The following is a 25,523-nucleotide window of genomic DNA, read 5'->3' as shown; positions in this document are numbered from 1 at the left end:
TGCAACAGTGATTGCGTATTTCGATTCGTTAGTTGTAGCATCGGCCACACCGGGCGTCAACGGCCCGGCGAAGAACCAACAGGGGAGGAGCTCCATTCGTGGGCAGTAGCGGAGACGTGCGAGTGGTCTGTCTCGGGGAGGCGATGGTCGTCCTGCGTCCGGAGGGCGACCAGTCGCTCGCCGGGGCGACGACCCTGCGCCGTTCGGTCGGCGGCGCCGAGGCCAACGTGGCCGGTGCCCTGGCCGCCCTCGGCGTGCGGACCGCCTGGGTGTCCCGGCTCGGCCAGGACCCGTTCGGCGACGTCGTGACCGAGGACCTGATCGCCCGCGCCGTGGACGTCGAGGCGGAGCGTGATCCCGAGCGGCCGACGGGGCTCTACCTGAAGGAGCCCGCCCCCGGGGGCAGTCGTATGCACTACTACCGTGCCGGCTCCGCGGCCGCCGCGATGGACGCCGGCCTGCTGGATCTGCCGGGGGTCGCGGAGGCGCTGGCCTCGGCCGAGGTCGTGCACACCTCCGGCATCACCGTCGGCATCCTCGGGGAGGGATCGACGCTGCTCACCCGCCTGCTGGCGCTGCGCGATGAGCTCGGCTTCCGGCTCAGCGTCGACCTCAACTGGAGACCGGCCCTGTGGGCCGGGCGCAGCATCGCGCCGCTGATCGACCTGCTCCGCGCGGCCGACATCGTTCTGCTCGGAGCCGACGAGGCACGCGCGGCGCTCGGCGCGGACGCTCCGCAGGACCTCCGCGAGCTCCTGGGTGAGCGTCCGCGGCTGGTGATCAAGGCCGACTCCCACGCGGCTGGGGAGTACGACGCCGACGGAAGCGCCACGCAGGTCCCCGCGCTCCGGGTCGACGTCGTGGAGCCGGTCGGCGCGGGCGACGGCTTCGCGGCGGGCTACCTCGCCGCGCTCGTCGACGGGACCGGCCCGGTCGGCCGGCTGCGCCAGGGCCATCTGGTCGCGGCGGGCGTCCTGGCCGCGACCGGCGACCACGCGCGACCGCCGGCCGCCGACGTACGTGCCCGGCTGCTCGAGTCCTCCGAGGACGACTGGGCCGCGACCCGGGTGAGCGCGTCCGGCATCGACACCCCGGCGATCCGTGAGGAGGTCGGGCCGCGATGAGTCAGAGTCTCTCCCGCGCGCTGCAGATCCTCATCGAGCTCGGTGAGGGCGAGCGATCCCTCGACCAGGTGGCCGCCAGTCTCGAGGTCCACAAGACCACCGCGATGCGGCTGCTGCACACCTTGGAGGCGGACCGCTTCGTACGCCGCGACGACCGCCAGCGCTACCACCTCGGCTCCCGGCTGTTCGCCCTCGGCGCGGCAGCCCTCTCCCAGCACGCGATCCGCGACGTGGCCCAGCCCCACCTGACCCGCCTCGCGGCCGAGACGGGTGGCCAGGCCGTCCACCTGGCTGCGTACGAGAACGGCACGGCCATCTACCTCGCCAAGGTGGAGAGCACCCACTCGGTGCGGATGTACTCGCGGGTGGGTCTGCCCGCCGCGCTGCACGCGACAGCTGTGGGCAAGGTGCTCGTCGCGGGGCTGCCTCCGGGTGAGCAGGAGGCGGTGGTCGCCGGCATCGACTTCCGGCCGTTCACCAGCCGCACCATCCCCGACGCGGCCGGCTATCACGAGGTGCTCGCCCGGACGCGCGAGCAGGGCTGGGCCGAGGACGCCGCCGAGCACGAGGACTTCATCAACTGCGTCGGGGCGCCCGTGCGCGACGAGGCCGGGCGCGTCGTCGCCGCGGTCTCCGTCTCCGTGCCCGACGTCATCCTGCCCCGCGATGGGGTGCGTGCCCTGGTGCCGCAGCTCCTCGCGGCCACCGAAGCGATCTCCGCCGACTGGGCCGGCCGGAGCTCATGAGAACACCCCGAGAGGAAACCCATCCCATGTCCGACATCCGCATCTCCACCGACCAGGCCCCGGCCCCGGCGCACACCTTCTCCCAGGGCGTGGTCCGCGGCGGCCTGATCCAGGTCTCCGGTCAGGGCCCCGTCGACCCCGCCACGAACGAGTACCTGTTCCCCGGCGACGTGAAGGCCCAGACCGTACGCACCCTGCAGAACGTGGAGGCGATCCTGGCTGCCGCCGGTGCGGGCTTCGAGGACGTGCTGATGCTCCGGGTCTACCTGACCACCCGGGACGACTTCGCCGCGATGAACGACGCCTACGGCGAGTTCATCGGCTCACGCGTCGCCGAGGGCGGCATCCTCCCGTGCCGCACCACCGTGATGACCGGCCTCCCGCGCGAGGAGATGCTCGTCGAGATCGACGCGCTCGCCGTCGCTCGCTAGTCGACCACCCGGGCGAGCTCCCGGCTGAGGTAGGGCGCCAGGGTGCGGGCGTAGCGCGAGGTGATGTGGTTGCCGTCGCGGTAGACGATGACGTTGCCGATCACCGCCGGGCAGACCTCGTCCCCGCAGAACAGGTGGGTCAGGTCGACCAGGTGCGCGTTGGGGTCGCGGGCGACCGCGTCGCGGTGCGGATCCTTGACGAGTACGTCGGTGCGCGGCCGCCCGCACTTCTCGCCGGCGGTCTCGGGGGAGTGCCGCTGGATGCAGCCCAGGGTGGTGCGCAGATAGGCGGCGTTGTCGGGCTCGAACATCGGGTTGTCGACGAGCGCGATCACCGGGACGTCCTTCGCGGGCCGGTGGCTCCAGGCCTCGACCAAGCCGTTGACCGTGGACTCGTACGGCGTCTCGCCGTCCAGCGGCTGGGTCGTCTTGCGGGCCGAGTGGGTGACGATGATCGCGTCGAGGTCCTGCTGCTCGGGAGCGCGCAGGTAGGCCTCGAGCTGCCGGTTCCACTCCGCGCAGGCGGGGCGGTTGTCGGCGATGTTCCGGCCGAGCGGCCGGGTGTTCCAGTGGCAGGCGGCGCGGGCGGCGACGTCGATGCGCCAGTTGCGCTGGTCGCCGATCAGGTCGAGGGCGCCGACAGGGGCGACGGCATGGGAGTCGCCGACCATCAGCAGCCGCTTCCGGTAGCCCTCGACCGACCCGTTGGGGCAGGCGCTGAAGCGCACCGGACGCTCCTCGAAGGACCAGCACTGGCTCCGGTTCTCGTCGTCGGCGCCGATCGCGGCCACCGCCGGGATCAGCTCGCCCCGCAGGTCGGGGTTGTGGCACGAGCTTCCCGCGGAGCGCACCGCCAGCGCAGCCGCGCCGAGGCACTCGGTCGTGAAGGGGTCGGCGGTGGCGAGCCGGGCCGCCGCCGCGATCGCCCTGTCCTCGGAGTGGTCGATCGCGGTCAGGCCGCTCCAGCCGGCGCCGACGGCGACCACGAGAGCAGTCAGGGTGGCGACCAGGGCTCGCGGACCGCCGGGCCTGATGACGTACGTCTGGACCTGCCGGGTCACCAGCCGGTTGGTCGCCCAGGCGAGCAGCGTCGAGACGACCAGCACGCCCGCGGCCGAGGCGACGGTGAGCCGCTCCCCGCCGGTGTAGTAGAGCCATGCGATCAGCAGCGGCCAGTGCCACAGGTAGAGCTCGTAGGAGATGTCGGCGACGAACCGCAGCGGCCGGGTCTCCAGCAGGCGGCGCGGCCCGCGGGGCGACGGGGTGGAGCCGGCCATCACCAGCAGCGCCCCGGCGACCGGCCACAGGGCCAGCGGCCCCGGGAAGTGGTCCGCGCCGTCCATCACGAAACCGCAGGTCACAATCAGGGCGAGACCGGTCCACGCGGCGTACGGCTTGATCTTCTCGGGCAGGCTGCTCTGCCCATTCCTTCGGGGCCGCAGGGCGAGCGCGGCCAGGGCGCCGGCGGCGATCTCCCAGAAGCGGGTGATGGAGTTGAAGTACGCAGCCGCCTGGTCGGATCCGGAGACCTTGACCGCATAGGCGAAGGAGAGCGCGAACGCGGTCGCGGTCAGCACGAACAGCACCCGCGCGAGGCTGAGCCGCACCAGCCGGCCGCGGGCCACGACACGGAGCGCGAGGGCGAGCCCGACGACCACCAGCGGCCACAGCAGGAAGAACTGCCCCTGCACCGCGAGCGACCAGAAGTGCTGCACCGGAGTCGAGGACGGCCCCGCGGCGCCGTAGGAGAGCTGGTTGGCGATGAGCTCCCAGTTGAGCGTGTACGTCGCGGCCGCGACGAGCTCGCGGGTCGTCTGCGTCCACAACGTCTGCGGGATGAAGACCACCATCAGCGCGGCCGTCGCGGCCAGCACGATCAGCGCCGGCGCGGCGAGCCGCGCGAACGTACGTCCGTAGTGCTCGCCGAGCTTCACCCGGCCGCGCTCGGCCCTGCCCACGAGTGATCGGGTGGCGAGGAAGCCGGAGATCACCAGGAAGACGTCGATCCCGCCCGAGACCCGGCCGTTGCCGAAGAGATGGAAGGCGACCACGAGCGCCAGGGCGATGCCGCGCAGCCCGTGGATCTCGCTGATGTGTCCGGAAGTGTGCCCAGAGGTGTGCCCAGATTTGGGGCTGTTGGGATCGCTGTCGGCCCGACTGGTCGCGGGCGTGCGGAAATCCAAGGTGGCGGTCACGTGATCGCTGTTCTAGTGGACGTTGACGGGTGAGAGCCGTCGCACCGTAACGAGCAGTGGTGACCTGAAGGCATACGGCCGTTATCAATCTGCCGTCGAGATCTCCTCAGAACCGCTTCACATCGCCGCTGAAGGAGATAGGTTGCACCCCGACGTGACTTAGATCACACCCAGGACTGAGGAGTTCGACGATGAACACGCACAAGATCGGCCGCCTGATGGCGGTCGCAGCGGTGGCGACCCTGTCGACCGCATCGCTCGTGGCATGTGGAGGCTCGGATGACGGTGGCGACTCGGGAGACTCGGGCGGCACCGACGTCGGAGTGATCCTCCCCGACGCGACCACGTCTCCCCGATGGGAGTCCCAGGACCGCCCCAACCTCGAGAAGGCGTTCGACGACGCCGGCCTCGAGGCCACGATCCAGAACGCCCAGGGCGACACCGCCAAGTTCGGTCAGCTGTGCGACAGCATGATCAACGAGAACGTCAAGGTCATCATCATCACCAACCTCGACTCCGAGTCGGGCGCGGCCTGCCTGAAGAAGGCCGCCGACGCGGGCGTCACGAGCATCGACTACGACCGGCTGACGCTCAACGGCGGCGCCTCCTACTACGTCTCCTTCGACAACGTGAAGGTCGGCGAGCTGATGGGCACGGGCCTCGACGAGTGCATCACCGCCGCGGGCAAGAAGGGCGGCAACATCGTCTACGTCAACGGCGCGGCCACCGACAACAACGCGGCCCTGTTCAAGTCGGGCTACGAGAAGGCGCTCGAGCCGAAGATCGCCGACGGCACCTACAAGCTCGTCGGGGACCAGTCGGGGGAGTGGGACGCCACCAAGGCCGGGAAGGTCTTCGACCAGATGTACACGGCCAACGGCGGAAAGATCGACGGCGTGGTCTCGGCCAACGACACCATGGCCGGCGGCATCATCGCCCGGTTGAAGGCGAACAACGCCCAGGGCAAGATCCCGGTGACCGGCCAGGACGCCTCGGTCGAGGGTCTGCAGAACATCCTGCAGGGCTTCCAGTGCGGCACCGTCTACAAGAACACCGCGCTCGAGGCCAAGGCCGCCGCGGACCTGGCGATCGCGCTGATCGAGGGTGACGAGGAGGGTGCCGAGGCGCTGGCCACCGGCAGCGTCGAGGACACCGAGGCCGGCACGGACGTGCCGTCCGTGCTCGCCGAGCCCGTCTGGGTCACCAAGGAGACCGTCGGGACCGTCATCGAGGACGGTCAGGCCGACGCCGCCGAGGTGTGCGCCGGTGCGATCGCCGACCTGTGCACCGAGAACGGCGTGCCTCAGTGAGTCCACTGCTTGAGCTGCGCGGCGTCGAGAAGTCCTTCGGCGCCGTGCAGGTCCTGCGCGGAGTGGACCTCTCGGTCCAGGCGGGCCGGGTCACCGCGCTCGTCGGCGACAACGGTGCCGGCAAGAGCACCCTGGTCAAGGGAATGGCCGGGATCCATCTCTTCGACGCCGGTGACTACCTCTTCGAGGGCGAGCCGGTGAAGGTGACCAACCCCAAGGAGGCCGCCGCGCTCGGGATCGAGGTCGTCTACCAGGACCTCGCCCTGTGCGACAACCTCGACGTCGTCCACAACATGTTCCTCGGCCGGGAGATGAGACGGCTGCGGCTGGTCGACGAGGACACCATGGAGCAGCGTGCTCGCGAGACGCTCGACGGTCTCTCGGTGCGTACGCTGAAATCGGTGCGTACGCCGGTGGCCTCCCTCTCCGGTGGCCAGCGTCAGACGGTGGCGATCGCCCGGGCCGTGCTGTGGAACTCCAAGCTCGTCATCCTCGACGAGCCGACGGCCGCTCTCGGCGTGGCGCAGACCGAGCAGGTGCTCCGGCTGGTGCGGCGTCTGGCCGACCGGGGTCTCGGTGTCCTGCTGATCAGCCACAACCTCAACGACGTCTTCGAGGTCGCCGACGACATCGCGGTCCTGTATCTGGGCGGCATGGTCGGGCAGATCGAGGCCGCCTCCACGACGCGTGAGCGGGTCGTGCAGGCGATCACCACCGGCGTCGTTCCCGAAGGGGGTGCGGCATGAGTACCGACACCGATGACCCGACGATCGCCGCGGCACCGGACCCGGAGCCCGATAACTCTCTGGGCGGGATCTTCCGGGCCTACATGGCCAAGCTCAGGGGTGGTGAGGTCGGCTCGCTGCCGGCGGTGCTGGGTCTGATCGCGCTGGTCGTGGTCTTCTCCGCGCTGCGTCCCGAGCAGTTCACCAACTCGTTCAACTTCGCCAACCTGATTGGCCAGTCGGCGGGGGTGACCGTGCTCGCGATGGGCCTGGTCTTCGTGCTGCTGCTGGGCGAGATCGACCTGTCCGCGGGATTCGCGGGCGGCACGTGCGCCGGGGTGCTCGGCGTGTGCCTGACCCGGCAGGAGTGGCCGCTGATCCCGGCGCTGCTGGCGGCGCTGCTCACCGGAGCGCTGATCGGTCTGCTCATCGGTCTGCTGGTGGCCAGGCTCGGGATCCCGTCGTTCGTGGTCACGCTGGCCGCCTTCCTCGGGCTGCAGGGCGTACTCCTGACGATGATCGGTGAGGGCGGGACGATCCCCATCCGCAACGACTTCATCAACGGCCTCAACAACGCCAACCTGCCGGTCTGGCTCGGCTGGGTGCTCGGCATCGTCTGCATCGTGGGCTATGCGGCCTTGACGTACATCACCGATGCGCGCCGCCGCGCCAAGAACCTCACCGTGCAGCCCATCCTGCTGTGGGCGCTGAAGACCGGGCTGCTCACGGTCGTGGTGCTCGCCGTGGTCGGCTATCTCTCCGTCGAACGCAGCCGTAACCCGGCGCTGACCTCGCTCAAGGGGGTGCCGGTCTCGCTGGTGGTGATCGTCGGCCTGCTGATCCTGCTCACCTTCACGCTGACCCGCTCCGCCTGGGGCCGGCACGTCTACGCGGTCGGCGGCAACGCCGAGGCGGCACGCAGGGCCGGGATCAACGTGTTCCGCGTGCGTCTGTCGTGCTTCGTCCTCTGTTCCACCATGGCGGCGGTGGCCGGCATCATGATCGCCAGCCGCACCAACTCGGTGAACCCGAACACGGGCGGCGAGACGACCCTGCTGTACGCCGTGGGCGCCGCGGTCATCGGTGGCACCTCGCTCTTCGGCGGCAAGGGCCGGGTCATCGACGCCGTCATCGGCGGCACCGTCGTGGCCGTCATCGACAACGGGATGGGCCTGCTCGACCAGCCCCAGGGCACCGTCTGGATGGTCACCGGCCTGGTCCTCCTGGTGGCGGCCAGCGTCGACGCGCTCTCTCGGCGCCGGGCATCGGCTACCGGGCACGTGTAGCGGGCGCGTTCCTCCGTCAAGGTATGCAGGCGAAGGCGCACATCCCCAGCGGAGCTCCGCACGGGATGTGCGCCTTTCGCTGCATGCCTTGACGGAGGCTCAGGCCGGCGGAGCGGTGCTGCTGCGCTCGACCAGCTCGGCGGGCAGCCGCAGATGGCGCTCGGTCTGCTTGCCCTCCAGCAGCTCGAGCAGGAGCCCGAGAGCGGCCCGGCCCATCTCGTGGAGCGGCTGGGCGACGGTGGTGAGCGGGGGAGTGGCGTCGCGGGCCTCGGGTACGTTGTCGAAGCCGATCACCGAGAGGTCCTCGGGCACGCGCAGGCCGAGCGAGCCGGCGACCTCGATGACCTTGATCGCGGAGATGTCGTTGGCGGCGAAGATGGCGGTGGGGCGCTCGCCGGCCGGGAGCGAGAGCAGCTCGCGGGCCGGCGCCTCGGCGAGCTCGGGGTGGTAGCCGCCCACCCGGATCAGGTCGGGGGAGACGCTGAGACCGGCGTCGTAGAGAGCCTCGCGGTAGCCCTGCTCGCGCAGGCCGGCGGAGCGGAGGTCGGGGCGCCCGCCGAGGAAGCCGATCCGTCGGTGGCCGAGCCCGACCAGGTGGTCGACGGCGAGCCGGGCGCCGGTGATGTTGTCGGCGTCGACGGTCATCGGGCCGTCCGGCCCGGTGTGGGGGTCGATCGCGACGACCGGGATGGTGGTCTCGTCGGTGATGATCATCGACGGTGTGACCACGATCGCGCCGTCGATCAGGGTGTGACCGAGGCGGGAGAGCGAGCGGCGCTCCCAGCCGGTGTGGTTGTGTGCGCCGGTGCGTCCGGCGTGGGCCAGCAGCTCGTAGCCGGTGCCGTCCAGCGCCGCCGAGATGCCCTTGAGGAGCTCGGCGGAGTAGGGCTCGAACTCGGCCACGAGCACGCCGATCACGCCGGTGGACTTGCGGCGCAGGCTCGAGGCGATCAGCGAGGACTGGTAGCCGAGCTCGTCGATGACCGCGAGCACCTTCTCGGCCGTCGCCTCGCTGACGCCGTAGCGCTCGTTGATCACCTTGGAGACGGTGGCCACGGATACGCCGGCCTCGCGGGCCACGTCGGTGATGGTCACCCGGCGGGGGCGTGGCTGATCGAGCGTGCTCATGGCCTGACAGTAGCCCACTTCGGGGATTGTCGATAACAGGCTACGAAAACGTTATCGACAACGATTGACACAAGCCCTGGCACGCGCCATGCTCGACCCCAACAATGTGGCGGCAGTCACATGCCCCAAACATCCAGAACTGTGACGAAGAGGTCCCAAGATGTCGAGGAAGACACAAGCGCTCGCCGCGCTGTGCGCCGGATTGATGATTGCCGCCACCGGTTGTGGTGGCTCGGGCGACTCCGGTGGCGGCGACGACAACACCATCATCTGGTGGCACAACTCCAACAACGATCCCGGGAAGGGCTACTACGAGCAGGTCGCCAAGGACTTCGAGAAGGCGAACCCCGGCGTCGACGTCAAGGTGCAGGCGTTCGCGCACGAGGACATGCTCACCAAGCTGGACGCTGCGTTCCAGAGCGGTGACCCCGAGCAGATCCCCGACGTCTACATGGAGCGTGGCGGCGGCGAGCTCGCCGACCACGTCGAGGCCGGGCTGACCAAGGACCTGAGCGAGGACGCGGCCGACGAGATCGAGATGATCGGCGGCTCGGTCGCCGGTTGGCAGGTCGAGGACCAGACGTACGCCCTGCCGTTCTCCATCGGAGTCGTCGGTTTCTGGTACAACAAGGACCTCTTCGCCAAGGCCGGCATCAGCACCGCGCCGAAGACGATGGATGAGTTCTACGCCGCCGTCGACAAGCTCAAGGCCGCGGACATCCAGCCGGTCTCGGTCGGTGCCAAGGACGCCTGGCCGGCCGCGCACTACTACTACTGGACCGCGGTCCGGGAGTGCTCGCAGGACGTGCTGACCTCGGCGGTCAAGAGTCTCGACTTCTCCGACCCCTGCTTCGAGAAGGCCGGTGAGGACGTCGCCGACATCGTCGCGAAGGAGCCGTTCAACAAGGGCTTCCTCTCCACCGGCGCCCAGGAGGGACCGACCTCGGCTTCCGGCCTCCTCGCGACCGAGAAGGTCGCCATGGAGCTCGCCGGCCACTGGGAGCCCGGCGTGATGCAGGGCATCACCGAGGACAAGAAGGGCCTGGGCGAGAAGACCGGTTGGTTCTCCTTCCCGACCATCGACGGTGGCCAGGGCGACCCGGCCGCGCAGATGGGCGGCGGTGACGCCTGGGCTGTCTCCGAGGGCGCTCCCGACGCATCGGTCGACTTCGCCAAGTACCTGCTCTCCACCGATGTGCAGAAGGGCTTCGCCGAGAACGGGATGGGCCTGCCGACCAACCCCGACGCGGTCGGCTCGCTGACCGACCCCGCTCTGGCCGACCTGATCAAGGTCCGTGACAGCGCTCCGTACGTCCAGCTCTACTTCGACACCGCTTTCGGCCAGTCCGTCGGCGGCGCGATGAACGACGCCATCATCAACGTCTTCGCGGGGAAGGGCTCGGCAGCCGACATCGTCGAGGCCACCCAGGCCGCCGCGGACAAGGAAAAGTGAGTCGAACCTGTGACACACGACGTGACCGACCCCGCTCGGGCGGTGCCAGGACACGCCACATCGGGCACCCGGCGTACAGCTCCTGTACGCCGGGGGCCCGGCGGTACGAGGGGTGCCGGACTCAGTGGTGACACCTGGCGCAAGCGATTCGAGATCCTTGTCTTCGTCACTCCGGCACTGGTGCTCATCGCGCTCTTCGTCGCCTGGCCGATCATCACCGCGGTGCGCTTCTCGGTCTATGACTGGAAGGGCTTCGGCGACCTGACCGACTTCGTCGGCCTGGAGAACTACGCCGAGGTCCTCGGCGACGAGGTCTTCCGCAGCGCGGTCGCCCACAACGCGGTGATCGTGGTGGGCTCGATCCTGCTCCAGCTGCCGCTCGGAGTGGCCATCGCGCTGCTGCTCAATCGGAGGATGAGGGGCCAGGGCCTGCTCCGGACCATCATCTTCGTGCCGTACGTCCTCGCCGAGGTCATCGCCGCGGTGGTCTGGCTGCAGCTGCTGCAGCCGCAGTACGGCTTCTTCGACGCGATGACCGCGAAGGTCGGGCTGACCCCGCCCGATCAGGGCTGGCTGGGCACTCCGGAGTACGCCCTGTGGGTCGTGCTCCTGGTGCTCACCTGGAAGTATCTCGGCCTGGCCGTGCTGCTCTTCCTGGCAGCCATGCAGGGTATCTCCGAGGAGCTCTACGAGGCCGCCCAGCTCGACGGCGCCTCCTGGTGGCAGACACAGCGGCAGATCACCATCCCGCTGCTGGGTCCGACCATGCGCACCTGGGCCTTCTTGTCGATGATCGGGTCGATCCAGTGCTTCGACATGATCTGGGTGCTCACCCAGGGCGGTCCCGCGAACGCGACGACCACCATGGCGACGTACCTGATCGACGAGGGCACAAAGCGCCACAACTACGGCATCGCGGGCGCTGCCTCGGTGATCTTGTTCGTCATCGCCTTCGCGATGGCGCTGGCCTACCAGGTCCTCATCCTGCGTCGTGACACCCAGGACGACACCCAGCGATACACCCGAGCGGAGCGCGCTCTGGTCGGTGCTCTCTTCCGCAAGCGAAAGGCGGCGTGATGGCCAGCGTGACCCTCGAACCTCTCGCCGAGACCGGAAACGGCTCGGGCCGATCACCCCGCAAGCAGCGTCGCCGCAGCTTCGGCGGCGGCAACCTGTGGGTCTACCTGATCGCGCTCGTCGTGGTCGCGATCACGCTCGGGCCCGTCCTCTACGGCGCGCTGGGCGGCTTCCGCAGCAACGCCCAGCTCGCCGACAAGCCGGCCGGGCTGCCCGACCCCTGGGTCTGGACGAACTACGCGGGCGTGCTGAACAACCCCTCGTTCTGGCAGTACGCACTCAACTCGACGATGATCGCGATCATCACCACCGTGGTGACCGTCGTCTTCGGGCTGATGGCGGCGTACCCGCTGGCCCGCTACCAGTTCCGCGGGCGCGAGGCGCTGTTCATGGTCTTCGTGCTCGGCCTGCTCTTCCCGGCCGCGGTGGCGATCATCCCGCTGTTCATCATCATCACCCGCAACCTGCAGATGGCGAACACGTGGTGGGGCGTGGCCCTGCCACAGGCGGCGTTCGCGCTGCCGATGACGGTGGTCATCCTCCGGCCGTTCCTGATGGCGCTGCCCAAGGAGCTGGAGGAGGCCGCCCTGATCGACGGCGCCAGCCGGATCGGCATCTTCTGGCGGGTCCTGATGCCGCTGTCCGCACCCGGGATGATCACCGTCGGGGTGCTGGCCTTCGTGACCTCCTGGAACGCCTACCTGCTGCCGCTCCTGCTGCTGCAGGACAAGATGCGCACGCTTCCGCTCGGCGTCGCCGACTTCTCCACCGAACACTCCGCCGACACCGCCGGTGTCCTCGCGTTCACCACGCTCGCGATGATCCCGGCTCTCGTGCTCTTCCTCGCCTTCCAGCGCCGGCTCGTCAGCGGCCTGCAGGGCGCGGTGAAGGGCTAGTAGGGACAACTGTGACTGAAAACGCCCCCCTTCCCGCCTGGCCGCACGTCTCCGATCGCGTGCGTGACCTGCATGCCCAGATGACCTTGGAGGAGAAGCTCGCCCAGATAGTGGGCTACTGGCTCGATCGCGGCGGCGACGTCGTCGCGCCGATGGCCAACGAGATGAGCAGCAGCATCTCGGGAGGTGACCGCCGACTCTCGGAGATCACCGCCCACGGCCTGGGCCACTACACCCGGGTCTACGGCACCCGGCCGGTCGAGCCCGCCGAGCGGGCCGCCTGGCTGTGGGCCGAGCAGAAGCGCCTGGTCGACGAGACCCGACTGGGGATCCCCGCGCTGGTCCACGAGGAGTGCCTGACCGGACTCGCGACCTGGGAGGCGGCGACGTTTCCCACCCCGCTGGCCTGGGGAGCCACCTTCGACCCCGAGGCGGTCGAGGAGATGGCGGCGATGATCGGGTCCGATATGCGCGACCTCGGCATCCACCAGGGCCTGGCGCCCGTGCTGGACGTGATCCGGGACGCGCGCTGGGGTCGCTGCGAGGAGGCAATCGGCGAGGACCCCTACCTCGTCGGGACGGTCGGCACTGCGTACGTCCGCGGGCTGCAGTCGGCCGGCGTGCATGCCACGTTGAAGCACTTCGTGGGCTACTCGGGCTCGCGGGCCGGGCGCAACCACGCGCCGCTCTCGGCGGGTCCGCGCGAGATCGCCGACATCTTCCTGCCGCCGTTCGAGATGGCAGTCCTCGACGGTGGCGCGCGGTCGGTGATGGCGTCCTACAACGACATCGACGGTGTGCCGCAGCATGCCTCGATCGAGCACCTCACCACGCTGCTGCGCGAGACCTGGGGCTTCGACGGGGTCGTGGTCGCCGACTACTTCGGTGTCGCGTTCCTGGCGGTGATGCATGCGATCGCCGCCGATCGCGGGAGGGCAGCTGCGTACGCCCTCGAGGCAGGTGTCGACATCGAGCTGCCGAGCGGGGATGCCTACCTCGAGCCGCTCGCGGCGCTGATCCGTTCCGGCGAGGTCTCCGAGGCGATCGTCGACCGGGCCGTGCTGCGCGCGCTGAAGCAGAAGGAGGAGCTCGGTCTTCTCGACGAGTCCTTCGCGGCCGGTCTGGTGGAGGGGGCTCCGGAGTCGATCGACCTGGACTCCCCGGCCCACCGCTCGCTGGCCCGTCGGCTCGCCGAGGAGTCGGTCGTGCTGCTCAGCAACGACGGGGTCCTCCCGCTCAGGGGCGACCTCGGCAAGGTGGCGATCATCGGCCCGAACGCCGACCGCTCCGAGGCGCTGATGGGTTGCTACTCCTTCGTCAACCACGTGATGGTGAGCTACCCCGAGAAGCCTCTGGGCATCGAGCTGCCGACGATCGCCGAGGCGGTCCGGGCCGAGCTCGGCGCCTCCTCCTACGAGGTCGTCGCCGGATGTGACGTCGAGGGCACGGACCGCTCCGGCTTCCCCGCCGCGGTCTCCGCCGCCGAGGACGCCGACGTGGCCGTGGTCGTCGTCGGCGACCAGGCCGGCCTCTTCGGCCGCGGGACGGTGGGGGAGGGCAACGACTCCGAGTCGCTCGAGCTCCCCGGCGTCCAGCGCGAGCTGGTGTCCGCGGTCGTCGCGACCGGCACGCCCGTCGTGCTCGTGGTCGTCACCGGCCGCCCGTACGCCATCGGGTGGGCGCTCGACGACGAGACCCGCCCCGCCGCGGTGCTGCAGGCGTTCTTCCCTGGCGAGGAGGGCGGTGCGGCACTGGCGCGCGTCATCTCCGGCGCGGTCAACCCGTCGGGCCGGCTCCCGGTCTCGCTGCCGCGGGTCTCCGGGACTCAGCCCTACAGCTACCTCCAGCCGCTGTTGGGCGGTCCGTCCGAGGTCACCAGCACCGACCCGACGCCGGCCCGCCCGTTCGGCTTCGGGCTCTCCTACACCACCTTCGGCTACAGCGGGCTCTCGGCCGACCGCTCGGTCGAGGCGAGTGGCACCTTTGGTGTCGAGGCGACCGTCACCAACGTCGGTGACGTCGCCGGCGTGGACGTGGTCCAGCTCTACGGACGCGATCTGCTCGCTTCGGTGGTCCGACCGGTCACGCAGCTGCTCGGCTACCAGCGGGTGGCGCTGCAGCCGGGCGAGTCGGCGACCGTACGCTTCGACGTGCCGACGACTCGGTTGGCCTTCGCCGACCGCAGCTACAACCGCGTCGTCGAGCCCGGTGAGGTCGAGGTCTGGGTCGCCGCCTCGGCAGGGGAGAAGGTCGCCACCGCCGTGGCCGAGGGCATCGCGGAGCTCTCCGACGTCGAGGCCGCTTCGGCCGCCGGCGAGTCGGGCACCGACAAGGCTCTGGTCACGATCACCGGTGACGTGCACCGGGTCGGCCCCTCCGACCAGCGGATGACGACGGCGGCGGTCTCGCGCATCTAGCCGGTGGCGCGGGCCGCCTGGCGGGCGAGATGGGCGGCGGGATCGGCGATGACGCGGCGTACGACGGTCCCGGCCGCTCCGCGCACGGCGGCGTCACTGCCGAGCCCGGAGACCAGCAGCCCGGGCGGTTCGACGGCACCGGTGTGGTGGCTGATCGAGGCCGCGGTCGCCTTGGTCAGCCAGGGCGCGAGTGTGGCGAACGCGCCACCGAGCACGATCGCGGTGGGGTCGAGGAGGGTGATGACCGAGGCGAGTGCGACGCCGAGGTGTCGGCCGGCGCCGGCGACGGCGTCGAGCGCCGCCTGATCGCCCGCCTCGCAGGCCCGGGTGAGGTCAGCCATCGTCGCCACCTGCGCGCGGGCGAGGATCTCCTGCTGCCCGGCCATCCGCTCCAGGCAGCCGTGGCCGCCGCAGCCGCACCGCGGGCCGTCGGGAGCCACCACGACATGGCCGAGCTCGCCGGCGCCCGCGTGCGCGCCGCGGAAGACCTCGCCACCGATCACGATGCCGCCACCGATGCCGATCTCGCCGGAGACGTGCACGAAGTCGCGCAGGGGAGCGCCGTCGTGCTCGTGGCCGCCGAACCACATCTCGCCGAGAGCCGCCAGATTGGCCTCGTTCTCCACGTCGACCTCGAGCCCGGTTCCCTCGCCGACGGCGCCGGCGAGATCGACCCGGGCCCAGCCCAGGTTGGGGGTGCGTACGACGGCGCCCTCGACGGTCAGGCCGGGCACCGCCACGCAGGCACCTGACAGCGGTAGACCCTGGGAGGTGGCGCTGCGGGCGGCGGTGCGGGCCAGATCGATGAGATCGGCGACCACCTCGTCGACCTCGCGGCCGCGGTTGTCGCGGCGTACGACATGGTGGTAGCGCGGCACGCCGGTCAGGTCGGTCACCACGGCGGCCAGGTAGTCGACGTTGACCTCCAGGCCGAGGCCGGCGACGCCTCCGGGAGCGAGGTTGAGCGCCGTGGCGGGCCGGCCACGCTCGGTCGCGGCCGGGGCGCTCTCCTGGATCAGGCCGGCGGAGATCAGATCGGACACCAGCCCGGATACCGACGACTTCGTCAGGCCGGTGCGCGCAGCGACCTGCGCCCGCGAGACCGGGCTGGTGCGGGCGACCTCGCCGAGCACGAGCGCGAGGTTGCTCGCCCGCATCCCGGCATGCTGGGCAGGCTCGGTTCTGGCGGTCATGCACGGGATTAGACCAAGTTCTGAACTTTAGGTCAAGCGACCCGCTAGCAAGTGTTCAAAGGGTTGACAATGTGACGGCCGTCGCGTTTCATGTTGATCATATAGTCCGAGACATGAACTAATGTGAGGAAGCAAGGCTATGACCGATTACACCCCCACCTCCGAGGACAAGTTCACCTTCGGGCTGTGGACCGTGGGCTGGAACGGGCAGGACGTGTTCGGCTCGGCGAGCCGGCCTCACCTCGACGTCGCCCACTCGGTGCACAAGCTGGCCGAGCTCGGCGCCTACGGCATCACCTTCCACGACAACGACGTCTTCGCGATCGACGCGAGCGACGCGGAGCGCCAGGCGGAGATCGACAAGCTCAAGGCCGCGCTGGACGAGACCGGCCTCAAGGTGCCGATGGCCACCACCAACCTCTTCGGTCACCCGGTCTTCCGTGACGGTGGCTTCACCTCGAACGACCGCGAGGTGCGCCGCTACTCGATCGCCAAGGTCGCGCGCAACATCGACCTCGCCGCCGAGCTCGGCGCCACGACGTACGTCATGTGGGGTGGCCGTGAGGGTGGGGAGTCGCACGCTGCCAAGGACATCGCGTCCGCGCTCGACCGCTACCGCGAGGCGGTCAACCTGCTCGGCGACTACGTGACCGAACGGGGCTATGACATCCGGTTCGCCATCGAGCCGAAGCCCAACGAGCCCCGCGGCGACATCCTGCTGCCGACGATCGGCCACGCGCTCGCCTTCATCAACTCTCTCGACCGTCCCGAGATGGTCGGCCTCAACCCGGAGGTCGGTCACGAGGAGATGGCCGGGCTCAACTTCGCCTCCGGTGTCGCCCAGGCGCTGTGGCACGGCAAGCTCTTCCACATCGACCTCAACGGTCAGCACGGCCCGCGCTTCGACCAGGACCTCCGCTTCGGCGCGGGCAACCTGCGGGGCGCGTTCAACCTGGTCGACCTGCTGGAGACCAAGGGCTACGAGGGCCCGCGCCACTTCGACTTCAAGCCGCCGCGCACCGAGGACGAGGACGGGGTGTGGGCCTCGGCCGCGGGCTGCATGCGCAACTACCTGGTGCTGCGTGAGCGGGCCAAGGCCTTCCGGGCCGACCCGGAGGTCAAGGCTGCGCTCGAGGCCTCGCAGGTCGAGGAGCTCTCCGTGCCGACGCTGGCCGAGGGCGAGACGCTCGAGGACATTCGCAAGGCGACGTACGACATCGAGAAGCTGGACCACGGCTACGCGTTCGAGCACCTCGACCAGCTGGCCATGGACCACCTCCTCGGGCTTCGTTAGGTTGCAGGGCATGCCGCTCGTCGCCGGGGTCGACTCCTCGACCCAGTCCTGCAAGGTCGTCGTCCGTGACGCGGAGACCGGGGCGCTGGTGCGCTCCGGCTCCGCGCCGCATCCCGAGGGGACGGAGGTGGACCCGGCGGCGTGGTGGACCGCGCTCGAGTCGGCCGCCGAGGCGGCCGGCGGGCTCGATGACGTCGCCGCCGTCTCCGTCGGCGGACAGCAGCACGGGATGGTCTGCGTGGACGAGGCCGGAGAGGTCGTACGCCCGGCACTGCTGTGGAACGACACCCGCTCGGCCGGCGCGGCCGCCACGCTCAACACCGAGCTGGGTGCCGCGGCCTGGGCCGATGCCGTCGGCTCGGTGCAGGTGGCCAGCTTCACGGCCACCAAGCTGCGCTGGCTCGCCGAGCACGAGCCGGACGCCGCGGCCCGGGTCGCGGCGGTGTGCCTGCCCCACGACTGGCTGACCTGGAAGCTCGCCGGCGCCCCGGGGCTGGAGGCGCTGCGTACGGACCGCAGCGATGCCAGCGGCACCGGCTACTACTCGGCCGTGACCGGCGAATACCGTCGCGACCTGCTCAAACGGGCGCTCGGGCGGGACGATGTCGTGCTGCCGGAGGTGCTCGCGCCCTCGGCCTCGGCGGGACGTACGCCGGCCGGGGCGCTGCTCGGCCCCGGTTGCGGCGACAACGCCGGGGCGGCCCTGGGCGTGGGCGCCCGGCCCGGTGACGTCGTCGTCTCCATCGGCACCTCCGGCGTCGCCTGCGCGGTATCGGAGACACCCACCTCCGACGCGTCGGGCACTGTGGCGGGCTTCGCCGACGCCACCGGCCGTTACCTGCCGCTGGTCGCCACCCTCAACGCCGCGCGCGTCCTCGACGCCACCACCCGGCTCCTCGGGGTGAGCCACGAGGAGCTCTCCCGGCTGGCACTCGAGGCGCCCTCGGGCTCCGGCGGCCTGGTCCTCGTCCCTTACCTCGAGGGCGAGCGCACCCCCGACCGGCCGTCGGCTCGGGGCGTGATCCACGGCCTGACCCTCGCCACCGCGGAGCCCGCCTACCTGGCCCGCGCGGCCGTCGAGGGCCTGCTCTGCGGGCTCGCCGACGGCATCGATGCGCTGAAGTCCCAGGGCGTCGCGGTCAACCGCGTCCTCCTCGTCGGCGGGGGCGCCCGCTCCGAGGCCGTACGCCGTCTCGCACCCGTCGTCCTCGGCCACCCCGTACTCGTCCCCGAGCCGGGGGAGTACGTCGCCGACGGCGCCGCCCGCCAGGCCGCCTGGCTCCTCACCGGCGGCGCGGAGCCCCCGACCTGGGAGCTCGCCGGCACCCAGACCTACGAGGCCGACCCCGACCCCGCCGTACGCTCCCGCTATGCCGAGGTCCGCGATCTGACCGAAGGCGTTTAGCTCCGCTGGTCGAGCCGCCGGAGCCGCTAGGCGAAGGCGTGTCGAGACCAACACAGTCGTTCGAGCGCAAACGGGACTGTGTTGGTTTCGACACGCTCGCTGCGCTCGCGGCTCAACCGACACCTACGTCCGATACCGTGGCCGCGCCATGTTGGATCACATCAAAGGCTTCGTTCAGGGAGTCGTCCTCGCGCCCATCGTCCGGCTGTTCGTGGCGCTGAAGATCAGCCCCGATGTCGTGACGCTCGTCGGCACCATCGGAGTAGTGGTCGGAGCGCTGGCGTTCTACCCGCGCGGCGAGCTGCTGGCCGGCACGATCTTCATCACCTGCTTCGTCTTCAGCGACCTGATCGACGGGGCGATGGCGCGTGCCGTCGGACGTACGTCGAAGTTCGGTGCCTTCTGGGACTCCACCCTCGATCGGTTCGGTGACGGCGCGGTCTTCGGCGGCCTGGCGCTCTACTTCGCCGGCCCGGGTGACTCCGACCTCTACCTCGCACTGTCCCTGTGGTGCCTCGTCATTGGTGCGGTCACCTCCTACGCCCGTGCCCGCGCCGAGTCGCTGGGCTTCACCGCCAACGTCGGCATCGCCGAGCGCGCCGACCGTCTGGTCCTGGTCCTGGTGATGACCGGCTTCGCCGGCATCTTCTCCCTCGACCTGCTCATCTACATCGCGCTGTGGATCCTCGCCGTCGCCTCGACCGTGACCGTCGGCCAGCGCATCTGGACCGTCCGCAAGCAGGCCCTCGCCGAGGAGGCGGCCTCGTGACCGCGCCGACCGAGGCAGACGTACGCCTGGCCGCGGAGCTCGTCCGCGGTGCCGGCTCGCTCGCCGCGAAGATGCGCAACGAGGGCATCGGTGACTCGATCGAGACGAAGACCTCGGTCTCCGACCTGGTCACCGCTGCCGACAAGGCCGCCGAGAAGGCGATCGTCGAACGCCTGACGGCCGAGCACCCGGGTGACGGCATCCTCGGCGAGGAGGGGTCGGCCCGCGAGTCGACCACCGGCCGGGTGTGGACCATCGACCCGGTCGACGGCACCTACAACTTCGTACGCGGCCTCGACTGGTGGTGCTCGGCGCTGGCGCTGACCGACGGCGACGGCATAGTCCTGGGTGCGATCTACTCACCGGCGGAGGACGCGGTCTACGTCGGCGGCCCAGAGCTGCCCACGACCCGCAACGGCGTCCGGCTCGACGCGATGCCCGACACGCCGCTCGCCCTCGCCTGCCTCACCACCTACCTCCACCCCTCGAAGCTGAAGCAGCCGGTCGGCGAGGCGTACGTCCGCGTCGCCAGCGGCGCCGCCTCGATCCGGATCCTCGGCTCCGGCTCGATGGACCTCACCGCCATCGCCCAGGGCAAGCTCCACCTCTTCTGCCAGCACTCCGTCCCCGACTGGGACCGGCTCCCTGGCGCCGCCCTCGTCCTGGGCGCCGGCGGAGCCACGACCCAGGTGGAAGCCGGCGGCGTCACCTGGTCGCTTGCCGGCGCACCCACCGCGGTGGCAGAGGCCGCCGAGGCCTTGACCGGGTAGCAGTCCACTTGGAGCAGTCCACTTTGGGAACAGTGGCTTGACCAGGGCTTTCCGAGGGTGGCGTACGCCTCGTCCCGACCTACGATCGCCCCATGGCAACAAGCATGAATGAGACGGGAACCTCGCGGGTCAAGCGCGGGATGGCGGAGATGCTCAAGGGTGGCGTGATCATGGACGTGGTCACCGCCGAGCAGGCGAAGATCGCCGAGGACGCCGGGGCGGTGGCGGTGATGGCGCTCGAGCGCGTCCCCGCCGACATCCGCGCCCAGGGCGGCGTGAGCCGCATGTCCGACCCCGACATGATCGACGGCATCATCGAGGCCGTCTCCATCCCGGTCATGGCCAAGGCCCGGATCGGCCACTTCGCCGAGGCCCAGGTGCTGCAGAGCCTCGGGGTGGACTACATCGACGAGTCCGAGGTGCTGACCCCGGCCGACTACGAGAACCACATCGACAAGTGGGCCTTCACCGTGCCGTTCGTGTGCGGCGCGACCAACCTCGGCGAGGCCCTGCGCCGCATCACCGAGGGCGCGGCGATGATCCGCTCCAAGGGCGAGGCCGGCACCGGCGACGTGTCCAACGCGGTCACCCACATGCGTACGATCCGCCGCGAGATCCGCCGTCTCGGCGCCCTCGCCGAGGACGAGCTCTACGTGGCCGCCAAGGAGCTCCAGGCTCCCTACGAGCTGGTCAAGGAGGTCGCCGAGAACGGCAAGCTCCCGGTCGTCCTGTTCACCGCCGGCGGCATCGCGACCCCCGCCGACGCCGCGATGATGATGCAGCTCGGCGCCGAGGGTGTCTTCGTCGGCTCCGGCATCTTCAAGTCCGGCAACCCGGCCCAGCGCGCCGAGGCGATCGTCAAGGCGACCACCTTCCACGACGACCCCGACGTCGTCGCCAAGGTCTCCCGCGGCCTCGGCGAGGCGATGGTCGGCATCAACGTCGACGAGCCCGCCAGGTCGATCCAGTTCGCGGAGCGCGGCTGGTGACGACAGTCGGCGTACTCGCTCTCCAGGGCGACGTCCGCGAGCACCTCGCCGCCCTCGACCGCCTGGGGATGAAACACACATCCGTACGCCGCCGGGAGGAGCTCGACGCGTGCGACGCGCTCGTCATCCCCGGCGGTGAGTCGACGACGATGTGGCGCCTGGCGCGTACGTTCGATCTGCTCGACCCGCTTCGGGAGCGGGTCCGGGGCGGGATGCCGGCGCTCGGCACCTGCGCCGGCATGGTGCTCCTGGCCGACCGGCTGCTCGACGCGGCCCAGGGCCAGGAGACCATCGGCGGGCTCGACATCACCGTCCGGCGCAACGCGTTCGGGCGGCAGACGGAGTCGTTCGAGACCGACCTCGTTGTCACCGGGCTGGACGACACGGTCCACGGCGTCTTCATCCGGGCGCCCTGGGTCGAGCAGATCGGCCCGGGCGTGGAGGTCCTGGCGAGCGTGGGGGAGCACCCCGTCGCCGTACGTCAGAACCAGCTCATGGCGACGAGCTTCCATCCCGAGGTCAACGCCGATGACCGGCTGCACCGGCTGTTCCTGGATACCTGCTGCTGACGGTGACGCACTGCAGGTAGTTAGAATGGAGACCTGCTGCCCTGTGACGTCTTCCGGTGGTGGCACGACAAGCATCAGCGACGACGCGGGGCAAAGGACGGTTTCCAGATGAGCGGCCACTCCAAGTGGGCAACGACGAAGCACAAGAAGGCGGCGATCGACGCCAAGCGCGGCAAGCTCTTCGCCAAGCTCATCAAGACGATCGAGATCGCGGCCAAGACCGGCGGCCCCGATCCGACGGGCAACCCGACCCTCTTCGACGCGATCCAGAAGGCCAAGAAGCAGTCGGTCCCCAACGACAACATCGACCGCGCGGTCAAGCGCGGTGGTGGGCTCGACGGCGGCGGGGTCAGCTACGACACGATCATGTACGAGGTCTACGGCCCCCAGGGGGTCGCGCTCCTCATCGAGTGTCTGACCGACAACCGCAACCGGGCGGCCATGGAGGTGCGCACCGCGGTCACCCGCAACGGCGGCACCATGGCCGACCCGGGCTCGGTCTCGCGACTCTTCGACCGCAAGGGCGTCGTCGTCGTGGCCAAGGCGCAGGAGGGCAACACGATCACCGAGGACGACCTCCTCGAGGCCACCCTCGACGCGGGTGCCGAGGACGTCAACGACCTCGGTGAGTCCTTCGAGATCGTCTCCGACCCGTCCGACGTCGTCGCGGTCCGCACCGCGCTGCAGGACGCCGGCATCGACTACGACTCCGCCGAGGTCCAGTTCGTCGCGAGCATGGACATCCCGGTCGCCGACGCCTCGGCCGCCGGGAAGGTCTTCAAGCTCATCGACGCCGTCGACGACCTCGACGACGTACAGAACGTCTTCTCCAACGCCGACATCCCCGACGAGGTCATGGAGACCGTCGACGCCTGAGCGGCTCGCTGGTCGAGCCGGATTCGTGAGGAACGAGCGAATCCGTGTCGAGACCAACACGGTTCTGTCGAGCGGACAGAGGACCGTGTTGGTCATCTCGACAAGCTCGATACAACGCTCGACACGCCTCCGCCCAGGGGCTCCGGCGGCTCGACCAGCGATGCCGGTACGCTACGAACAGACGTTCGATGGAGGTGCTGATGCGGGTGCTTGGGATCGACCCGGGCCTGACCCGGTGCGGGATGGGCGTGGTCGACGGGTCGCTCGGTCGGCCGCTGTCGATGGTGGACGTCGGAGTGATCCGTACGTCCTCCGATCTTCCCGTCTGGGAGCGGCTGGTGAGCATCGAGAAGGGCATCGACGCCTGGATCGAGGAGCACCGGCCCGACGCGGTCGCGATCGAGCGGATCTTCGCGCGCTCGAACGTCTCCACGATCATGGGTACGGCCCAGGCCAGCGGCCTCGCCATGGTCTGCGCCGCCCGGCGCGGACTGCCGGTAGCCCTGCACACGCCCTCTGAGGTCAAGGCCGCCGTGTCCGGCAACGGCCGGGCCGACAAGCAGCAGGTGACCGCGATGGTGACCCGCATCCTGCGGCTCCCGACCCCGCCGAAGCCTGCCGATGCCGCCGACGCGCTCGCGTTGGCCATCACCCACCAGTGGCGCGGAGGCGCCCAGAACCGCATCGAAGCCGCGGTGGCCGCGGCAGGGAAGGTACGCCGATGATCGCGTCCGTGCGCGGCAAGGTCGCCGCAGTCAGTCTCTCCACCGCCGTCGTCGAGGTCGGCGGCATCGGGATCGAGCTGCTCTGCACGCCCAACACGCTGGCCACGCTCCGGACCGGCGAGGAGGCTCACCTGCCGACCAGCCTGGTCGTGCGCGAGGACTCGCTGACCCTCTTCGGGTTCACCGACACCGACGAGCGCACTCTCTTCGAGCTCCTCCAGACCGCCTCCGGTGTCGGCCCGAAGCTCGCCCAGGCGATGCTCGCCGTCCTCTCGCCCGACGGCATCCGTCTGGCCATCGCGGGCGAGGACGCCAAGACCCTCACCAAGGTTCCCGGCATCGGCCAGAAGGGCGCCCAGCGGATCATCCTGGAGCTCAAGGACAGGATCGGCGCACCGACCGGCACCGCCTCCGTCCCGGCGCGCGCCACCGCAGCGGCGCCGTGGCGCGACCAGGTCGCCGAGGCCCTCGTCGGCCTGGGCTACAACGCCCGGGACGCAGACAAGGCGGTCACCGCGATCGAGCCCGAGGCCGGCGACCAGGCCAACATCTCGTTGCTGCTCCGGGCGGCCCTGCGCACCCTTTCGAAGGCATAAGGACCCATGCACGAGGACGATCTGGACCGGGCCGAGGAGGACTACTTCTCGTCGCTCACCATCGCCGAGGCCGACGGCGACGACCGTGCCGTCGAGGCCGCGCTGCGCCCGAAGACCCTCGACGAGCTGATCGGCCAGCAGCGCGTCCGCGAGCAGCTCGGCCTCGTCCTGGAGGCGGCGCGGCAGCGTGAGCGAGCCCCCGACCACGTACTCCTCTCCGGGCCGCCAGGCCTCGGCAAGACCACCCTCGCGATGATCATCGCGGCCGAGATGTCGGCGCCGCTTCGGATCACGAGCGGTCCGGCGATCACCCACGCCGGCGACCTGGCCGCGATCCTGAGCGGGCTCAACGAGGGCGAGGTTCTCTTCGTCGACGAGATCCACCGGATGAGCCGCCCCGCCGAGGAGATGCTCTACCTGGCGATGGAGGACTTCCGGGTCGACGTGATCATCGGCAAGGGCCCGGGCGCGACCGCGATCCCGATCGACCTACCGCCGTTCACGCTGGTCGGCGCGACCACGCGGGCCGGCCTTCTTCCTGGCCCGCTCCGGGACAGGTTCGGCTTCACAGGCCACCTCGAGCTCTACGACCCGGCCGACCTCGAGCTGATCGTGCGCCGCTCCGCGGGCCTGCTCGACGTCACCCTCAAGGACGACGGCGCCTCCGAGATCGCCGGCCGCTCCCGCGGCACTCCGCGGATCGCCAACCGGCTGCTGCGTCGCGTACGCGACTATGCCCAGGTCAAGGCCGACGGCACGGTCACCCAGCAGATCGCCGAGAAGGCGCTCGATCTCTACGAGGTCGACCCGCTCGGCCTGGACCGCCTCGACCTGGCCGTCCTCGACGCCCTGTGCCGGAGGTTCGGCGGCGGCCCGGTCGGCATCTCCACCCTCGCCGTCGCCGTGGGGGAGGAGCGGGAGACGGTCGAGGAGGTGGCCGAGCCGTTCCTGGTGCGGTCCGGTTTCCTGGCACGTACGCCGCGTGGCCGGGTCGCGACCCCGGCCGCATGGGAGCACCTCGGGCTGCCGGTGCCGGCCAACGCCGAGGCTGCGGCCTGGTCCAAGGAAACGCTCTGGGATGAGGCCTGATTCACAGTCTCAACCAGGTGCCTGGTTAGACTTGCACGTCGCCGTGCGCCTGCCGGTGACCACTCAGACTGTCGGAGCCGAACCCCCGTGGAATTCCTTCCTTTTATCGTCATCATCGTCCTGTTCTACTTCCTGTTGATCAGGCCGCAGCAGAAGCGTGCGAAGCAGGCTCGTGAGCTCCAGCTCAACCTCCAGCCGGGTGACCGGGTGATGCTGACCGCCGGATTCTTCGGCACGGTGACGGAGGTCGAGGAGACCACGACGAACATCAAGGTCGAGATCGCCGACGGCGTCGTCATCCAGGTCGTGCGTCAGGCCGTGGCCCAGAAGGTCACCGAGGCGCCTGCCGAGGAGATCGACGAGAACGCCGCCGAGGAGCCCGAGGTCGAGGCCAAGGCCGACGAGACCCCGGAGGGCGCCGAGAACGTCATCGTGGACCTCGACAAGAAGGACTGACCAA

The 25,523-nt window shown here is 70.1% G+C and carries 24 protein-coding genes; 21 read left to right on the top strand and 3 right to left on the bottom strand.

The genetic code is table 11. The features are described 5' to 3' along the window. The first annotated feature begins 98 nt into the window (after positions 1-98). Genes OG801_RS02405 through OG801_RS02395 form a run of 3 tightly spaced genes read left to right on the top strand, consistent with a single transcriptional unit; the run spans position 99 to position 2,301 of the window. Complete coding sequence (locus OG801_RS02405) at positions 99-1,124, top strand: sugar kinase (RefSeq protein ID WP_406033386.1); 1,026 nt, start codon at positions 99-101, stop codon at positions 1,122-1,124. Beyond that, positions 1,121-1,870, top strand: a complete 750-nt coding sequence (locus tag OG801_RS02400; protein ID WP_378680514.1) for an IclR family transcriptional regulator — start codon at positions 1,121-1,123, stop codon at positions 1,868-1,870. The genes OG801_RS02405 and OG801_RS02400 overlap by 4 nt, the downstream gene beginning before the upstream one ends. Before the next feature lie 26 nt (positions 1,871-1,896). After that, positions 1,897-2,301, top strand: coding sequence for a RidA family protein (locus tag OG801_RS02395; protein ID WP_160022834.1), 405 nt, complete (start codon positions 1,897-1,899; stop codon positions 2,299-2,301). On the opposite strand, the gene OG801_RS02390 is transcribed toward OG801_RS02395, so the two are convergent. Then, entirely contained in the window at positions 2,298-4,496 is a 2,199-nt protein-coding gene (locus OG801_RS02390; RefSeq protein WP_406033383.1) for an acyltransferase family protein, read from the bottom strand. The genes OG801_RS02395 and OG801_RS02390 overlap by 4 nt on opposite strands. 191 nt (positions 4,497-4,687) lie before the next feature. Between OG801_RS02390 and OG801_RS02385 the strand changes: the two genes are divergently transcribed. The 3 genes from OG801_RS02385 to OG801_RS02375 are packed head-to-tail and all read left to right on the top strand — an operon-like array spanning position 4,688 to position 7,817. Beyond that, positions 4,688-5,806 carry a substrate-binding domain-containing protein gene (locus tag OG801_RS02385; protein WP_355020173.1) on the top strand — a complete coding sequence of 373 codons (1,119 nt, stop codon included), beginning with the start codon at positions 4,688-4,690 and terminating at the stop codon, positions 5,804-5,806. Continuing rightward, positions 5,803-6,552 (top strand): ATP-binding cassette domain-containing protein, encoded by a 750-nt coding sequence (locus tag OG801_RS02380; protein WP_355020172.1) that lies wholly within the window; start codon positions 5,803-5,805, stop codon positions 6,550-6,552. The genes OG801_RS02385 and OG801_RS02380 overlap by 4 nt, the downstream gene beginning before the upstream one ends. Further along, positions 6,549-7,817: a sugar ABC transporter permease gene (locus OG801_RS02375; protein WP_406033380.1), complete on the top strand. Its 1,269-nt coding sequence runs from the start codon at positions 6,549-6,551 to the stop codon at positions 7,815-7,817. Before OG801_RS02380 ends, OG801_RS02375 begins: the two co-directional genes overlap by 4 nt. Positions 7,818-7,916: 99 nt before the next feature. Here OG801_RS02375 and OG801_RS02370 read toward each other — a convergent pair whose 3' ends face one another. After that, positions 7,917-8,945, bottom strand: a complete 1,029-nt coding sequence (locus OG801_RS02370) for a LacI family DNA-binding transcriptional regulator (RefSeq protein WP_355020170.1) — start codon at positions 8,943-8,945, stop codon at positions 7,917-7,919. Between the two features lie 160 nt (positions 8,946-9,105). On the opposite strand from OG801_RS02370, the gene OG801_RS02365 reads away from it, so the two are divergent. From OG801_RS02365 to OG801_RS02350, 4 genes are read left to right on the top strand one after another with little or no spacing between them, the layout of a single operon-like run. Next, the gene (locus OG801_RS02365) at positions 9,106-10,398 is read left to right on the top strand and encodes an ABC transporter substrate-binding protein (protein ID WP_406033378.1); all 1,293 of its coding nucleotides are present in this window, start codon (positions 9,106-9,108) and stop codon (positions 10,396-10,398) included. 9 nt (positions 10,399-10,407) lie between these two features. Beyond that, positions 10,408-11,475 (top strand): sugar ABC transporter permease, encoded by a 1,068-nt coding sequence (locus OG801_RS02360; protein WP_355020168.1) that lies wholly within the window; start codon positions 10,408-10,410, stop codon positions 11,473-11,475. Continuing rightward, positions 11,475-12,371: a carbohydrate ABC transporter permease gene (locus OG801_RS02355; RefSeq protein WP_355020167.1), complete on the top strand. Its 897-nt coding sequence runs from the start codon at positions 11,475-11,477 to the stop codon at positions 12,369-12,371. Before OG801_RS02360 ends, OG801_RS02355 begins: the two co-directional genes overlap by 1 nt. An 11-nt stretch (positions 12,372-12,382) precedes the next feature. Next, positions 12,383-14,788 (top strand): beta-glucosidase, encoded by a 2,406-nt coding sequence (locus OG801_RS02350; RefSeq protein WP_406033377.1) that lies wholly within the window; start codon positions 12,383-12,385, stop codon positions 14,786-14,788. On the opposite strand, the gene OG801_RS02345 is transcribed toward OG801_RS02350, so the two are convergent. Continuing rightward, the gene (locus OG801_RS02345) at positions 14,785-15,981 is read right to left on the bottom strand and encodes an ROK family protein (protein WP_406033375.1); all 1,197 of its coding nucleotides are present in this window, start codon (positions 15,979-15,981) and stop codon (positions 14,785-14,787) included. The genes OG801_RS02350 and OG801_RS02345 overlap by 4 nt on opposite strands. Positions 15,982-16,120: 139 nt before the next feature. Here OG801_RS02345 and xylA point away from each other — a divergent pair, with 139 nt between their 5' ends. The 11 genes from xylA to yajC all read left to right on the top strand — a co-directional run bounded on the left by xylA (position 16,121) and on the right by yajC (position 25,519). Continuing rightward, positions 16,121-17,275, top strand: coding sequence for a xylose isomerase (gene xylA / locus OG801_RS02340; RefSeq protein ID WP_406033373.1), 1,155 nt, complete (start codon positions 16,121-16,123; stop codon positions 17,273-17,275). A gap of 10 nt (positions 17,276-17,285) precedes the next feature. Next, positions 17,286-18,680, top strand: a complete 1,395-nt coding sequence (gene xylB, locus OG801_RS02335; RefSeq protein ID WP_406033371.1) for a xylulokinase — start codon at positions 17,286-17,288, stop codon at positions 18,678-18,680. A gap of 148 nt (positions 18,681-18,828) precedes the next feature. Next, positions 18,829-19,449: a phosphatidylinositol phosphate synthase gene (pgsA, locus tag OG801_RS02330; protein WP_355231135.1), complete on the top strand. Its 621-nt coding sequence runs from the start codon at positions 18,829-18,831 to the stop codon at positions 19,447-19,449. Beyond that, on the top strand, positions 19,446-20,219 hold the full coding sequence (locus tag OG801_RS02325) for an inositol monophosphatase family protein (protein WP_406033369.1): 774 nt from the start codon (positions 19,446-19,448) through the stop codon (positions 20,217-20,219). Before pgsA ends, OG801_RS02325 begins: the two co-directional genes overlap by 4 nt. A 92-nt stretch (positions 20,220-20,311) precedes the next feature. Continuing rightward, entirely contained in the window at positions 20,312-21,208 is an 897-nt protein-coding gene (gene pdxS, locus OG801_RS02320; protein WP_355020160.1) for a pyridoxal 5'-phosphate synthase lyase subunit PdxS, read from the top strand. Beyond that, on the top strand, positions 21,205-21,777 hold the full coding sequence (gene pdxT, locus OG801_RS02315) for a pyridoxal 5'-phosphate synthase glutaminase subunit PdxT (protein WP_406033367.1): 573 nt from the start codon (positions 21,205-21,207) through the stop codon (positions 21,775-21,777). Before pdxS ends, pdxT begins: the two co-directional genes overlap by 4 nt. 108 nt (positions 21,778-21,885) lie before the next feature. Continuing rightward, positions 21,886-22,653 (top strand): YebC/PmpR family DNA-binding transcriptional regulator, encoded by a 768-nt coding sequence (locus tag OG801_RS02310; protein ID WP_355020158.1) that lies wholly within the window; start codon positions 21,886-21,888, stop codon positions 22,651-22,653. 200 nt (positions 22,654-22,853) lie between these two features. After that, positions 22,854-23,378 carry a crossover junction endodeoxyribonuclease RuvC gene (gene ruvC, locus OG801_RS02305; protein ID WP_355020157.1) on the top strand — a complete coding sequence of 175 codons (525 nt, stop codon included), beginning with the start codon at positions 22,854-22,856 and terminating at the stop codon, positions 23,376-23,378. Next, on the top strand, positions 23,375-23,974 hold the full coding sequence (gene ruvA / locus OG801_RS02300) for a Holliday junction branch migration protein RuvA (protein ID WP_406033365.1): 600 nt from the start codon (positions 23,375-23,377) through the stop codon (positions 23,972-23,974). The genes ruvC and ruvA overlap by 4 nt, the downstream gene beginning before the upstream one ends. Positions 23,975-23,980: 6 nt before the next feature. Beyond that, positions 23,981-25,063: a Holliday junction branch migration DNA helicase RuvB gene (ruvB, locus tag OG801_RS02295; protein ID WP_355020155.1), complete on the top strand. Its 1,083-nt coding sequence runs from the start codon at positions 23,981-23,983 to the stop codon at positions 25,061-25,063. Positions 25,064-25,150: 87 nt separating this feature from the next. After that, complete coding sequence (gene yajC / locus OG801_RS02290) at positions 25,151-25,519, top strand: preprotein translocase subunit YajC (RefSeq protein WP_406033364.1); 369 nt, start codon at positions 25,151-25,153, stop codon at positions 25,517-25,519. The last annotated feature ends 4 nt before the right edge of the window (positions 25,520-25,523 follow it).

The sequence above is a fragment of the Nocardioides sp. NBC_00163 genome (genome assembly GCF_045206295.1).
Taxonomy (GTDB): Bacteria; Actinomycetota; Actinomycetes; order Propionibacteriales; family Nocardioidaceae; genus Nocardioides.
Note: the sequence above shows the minus strand (reverse complement) of the source record. Positions and strands in the feature narration are given on the sequence as shown.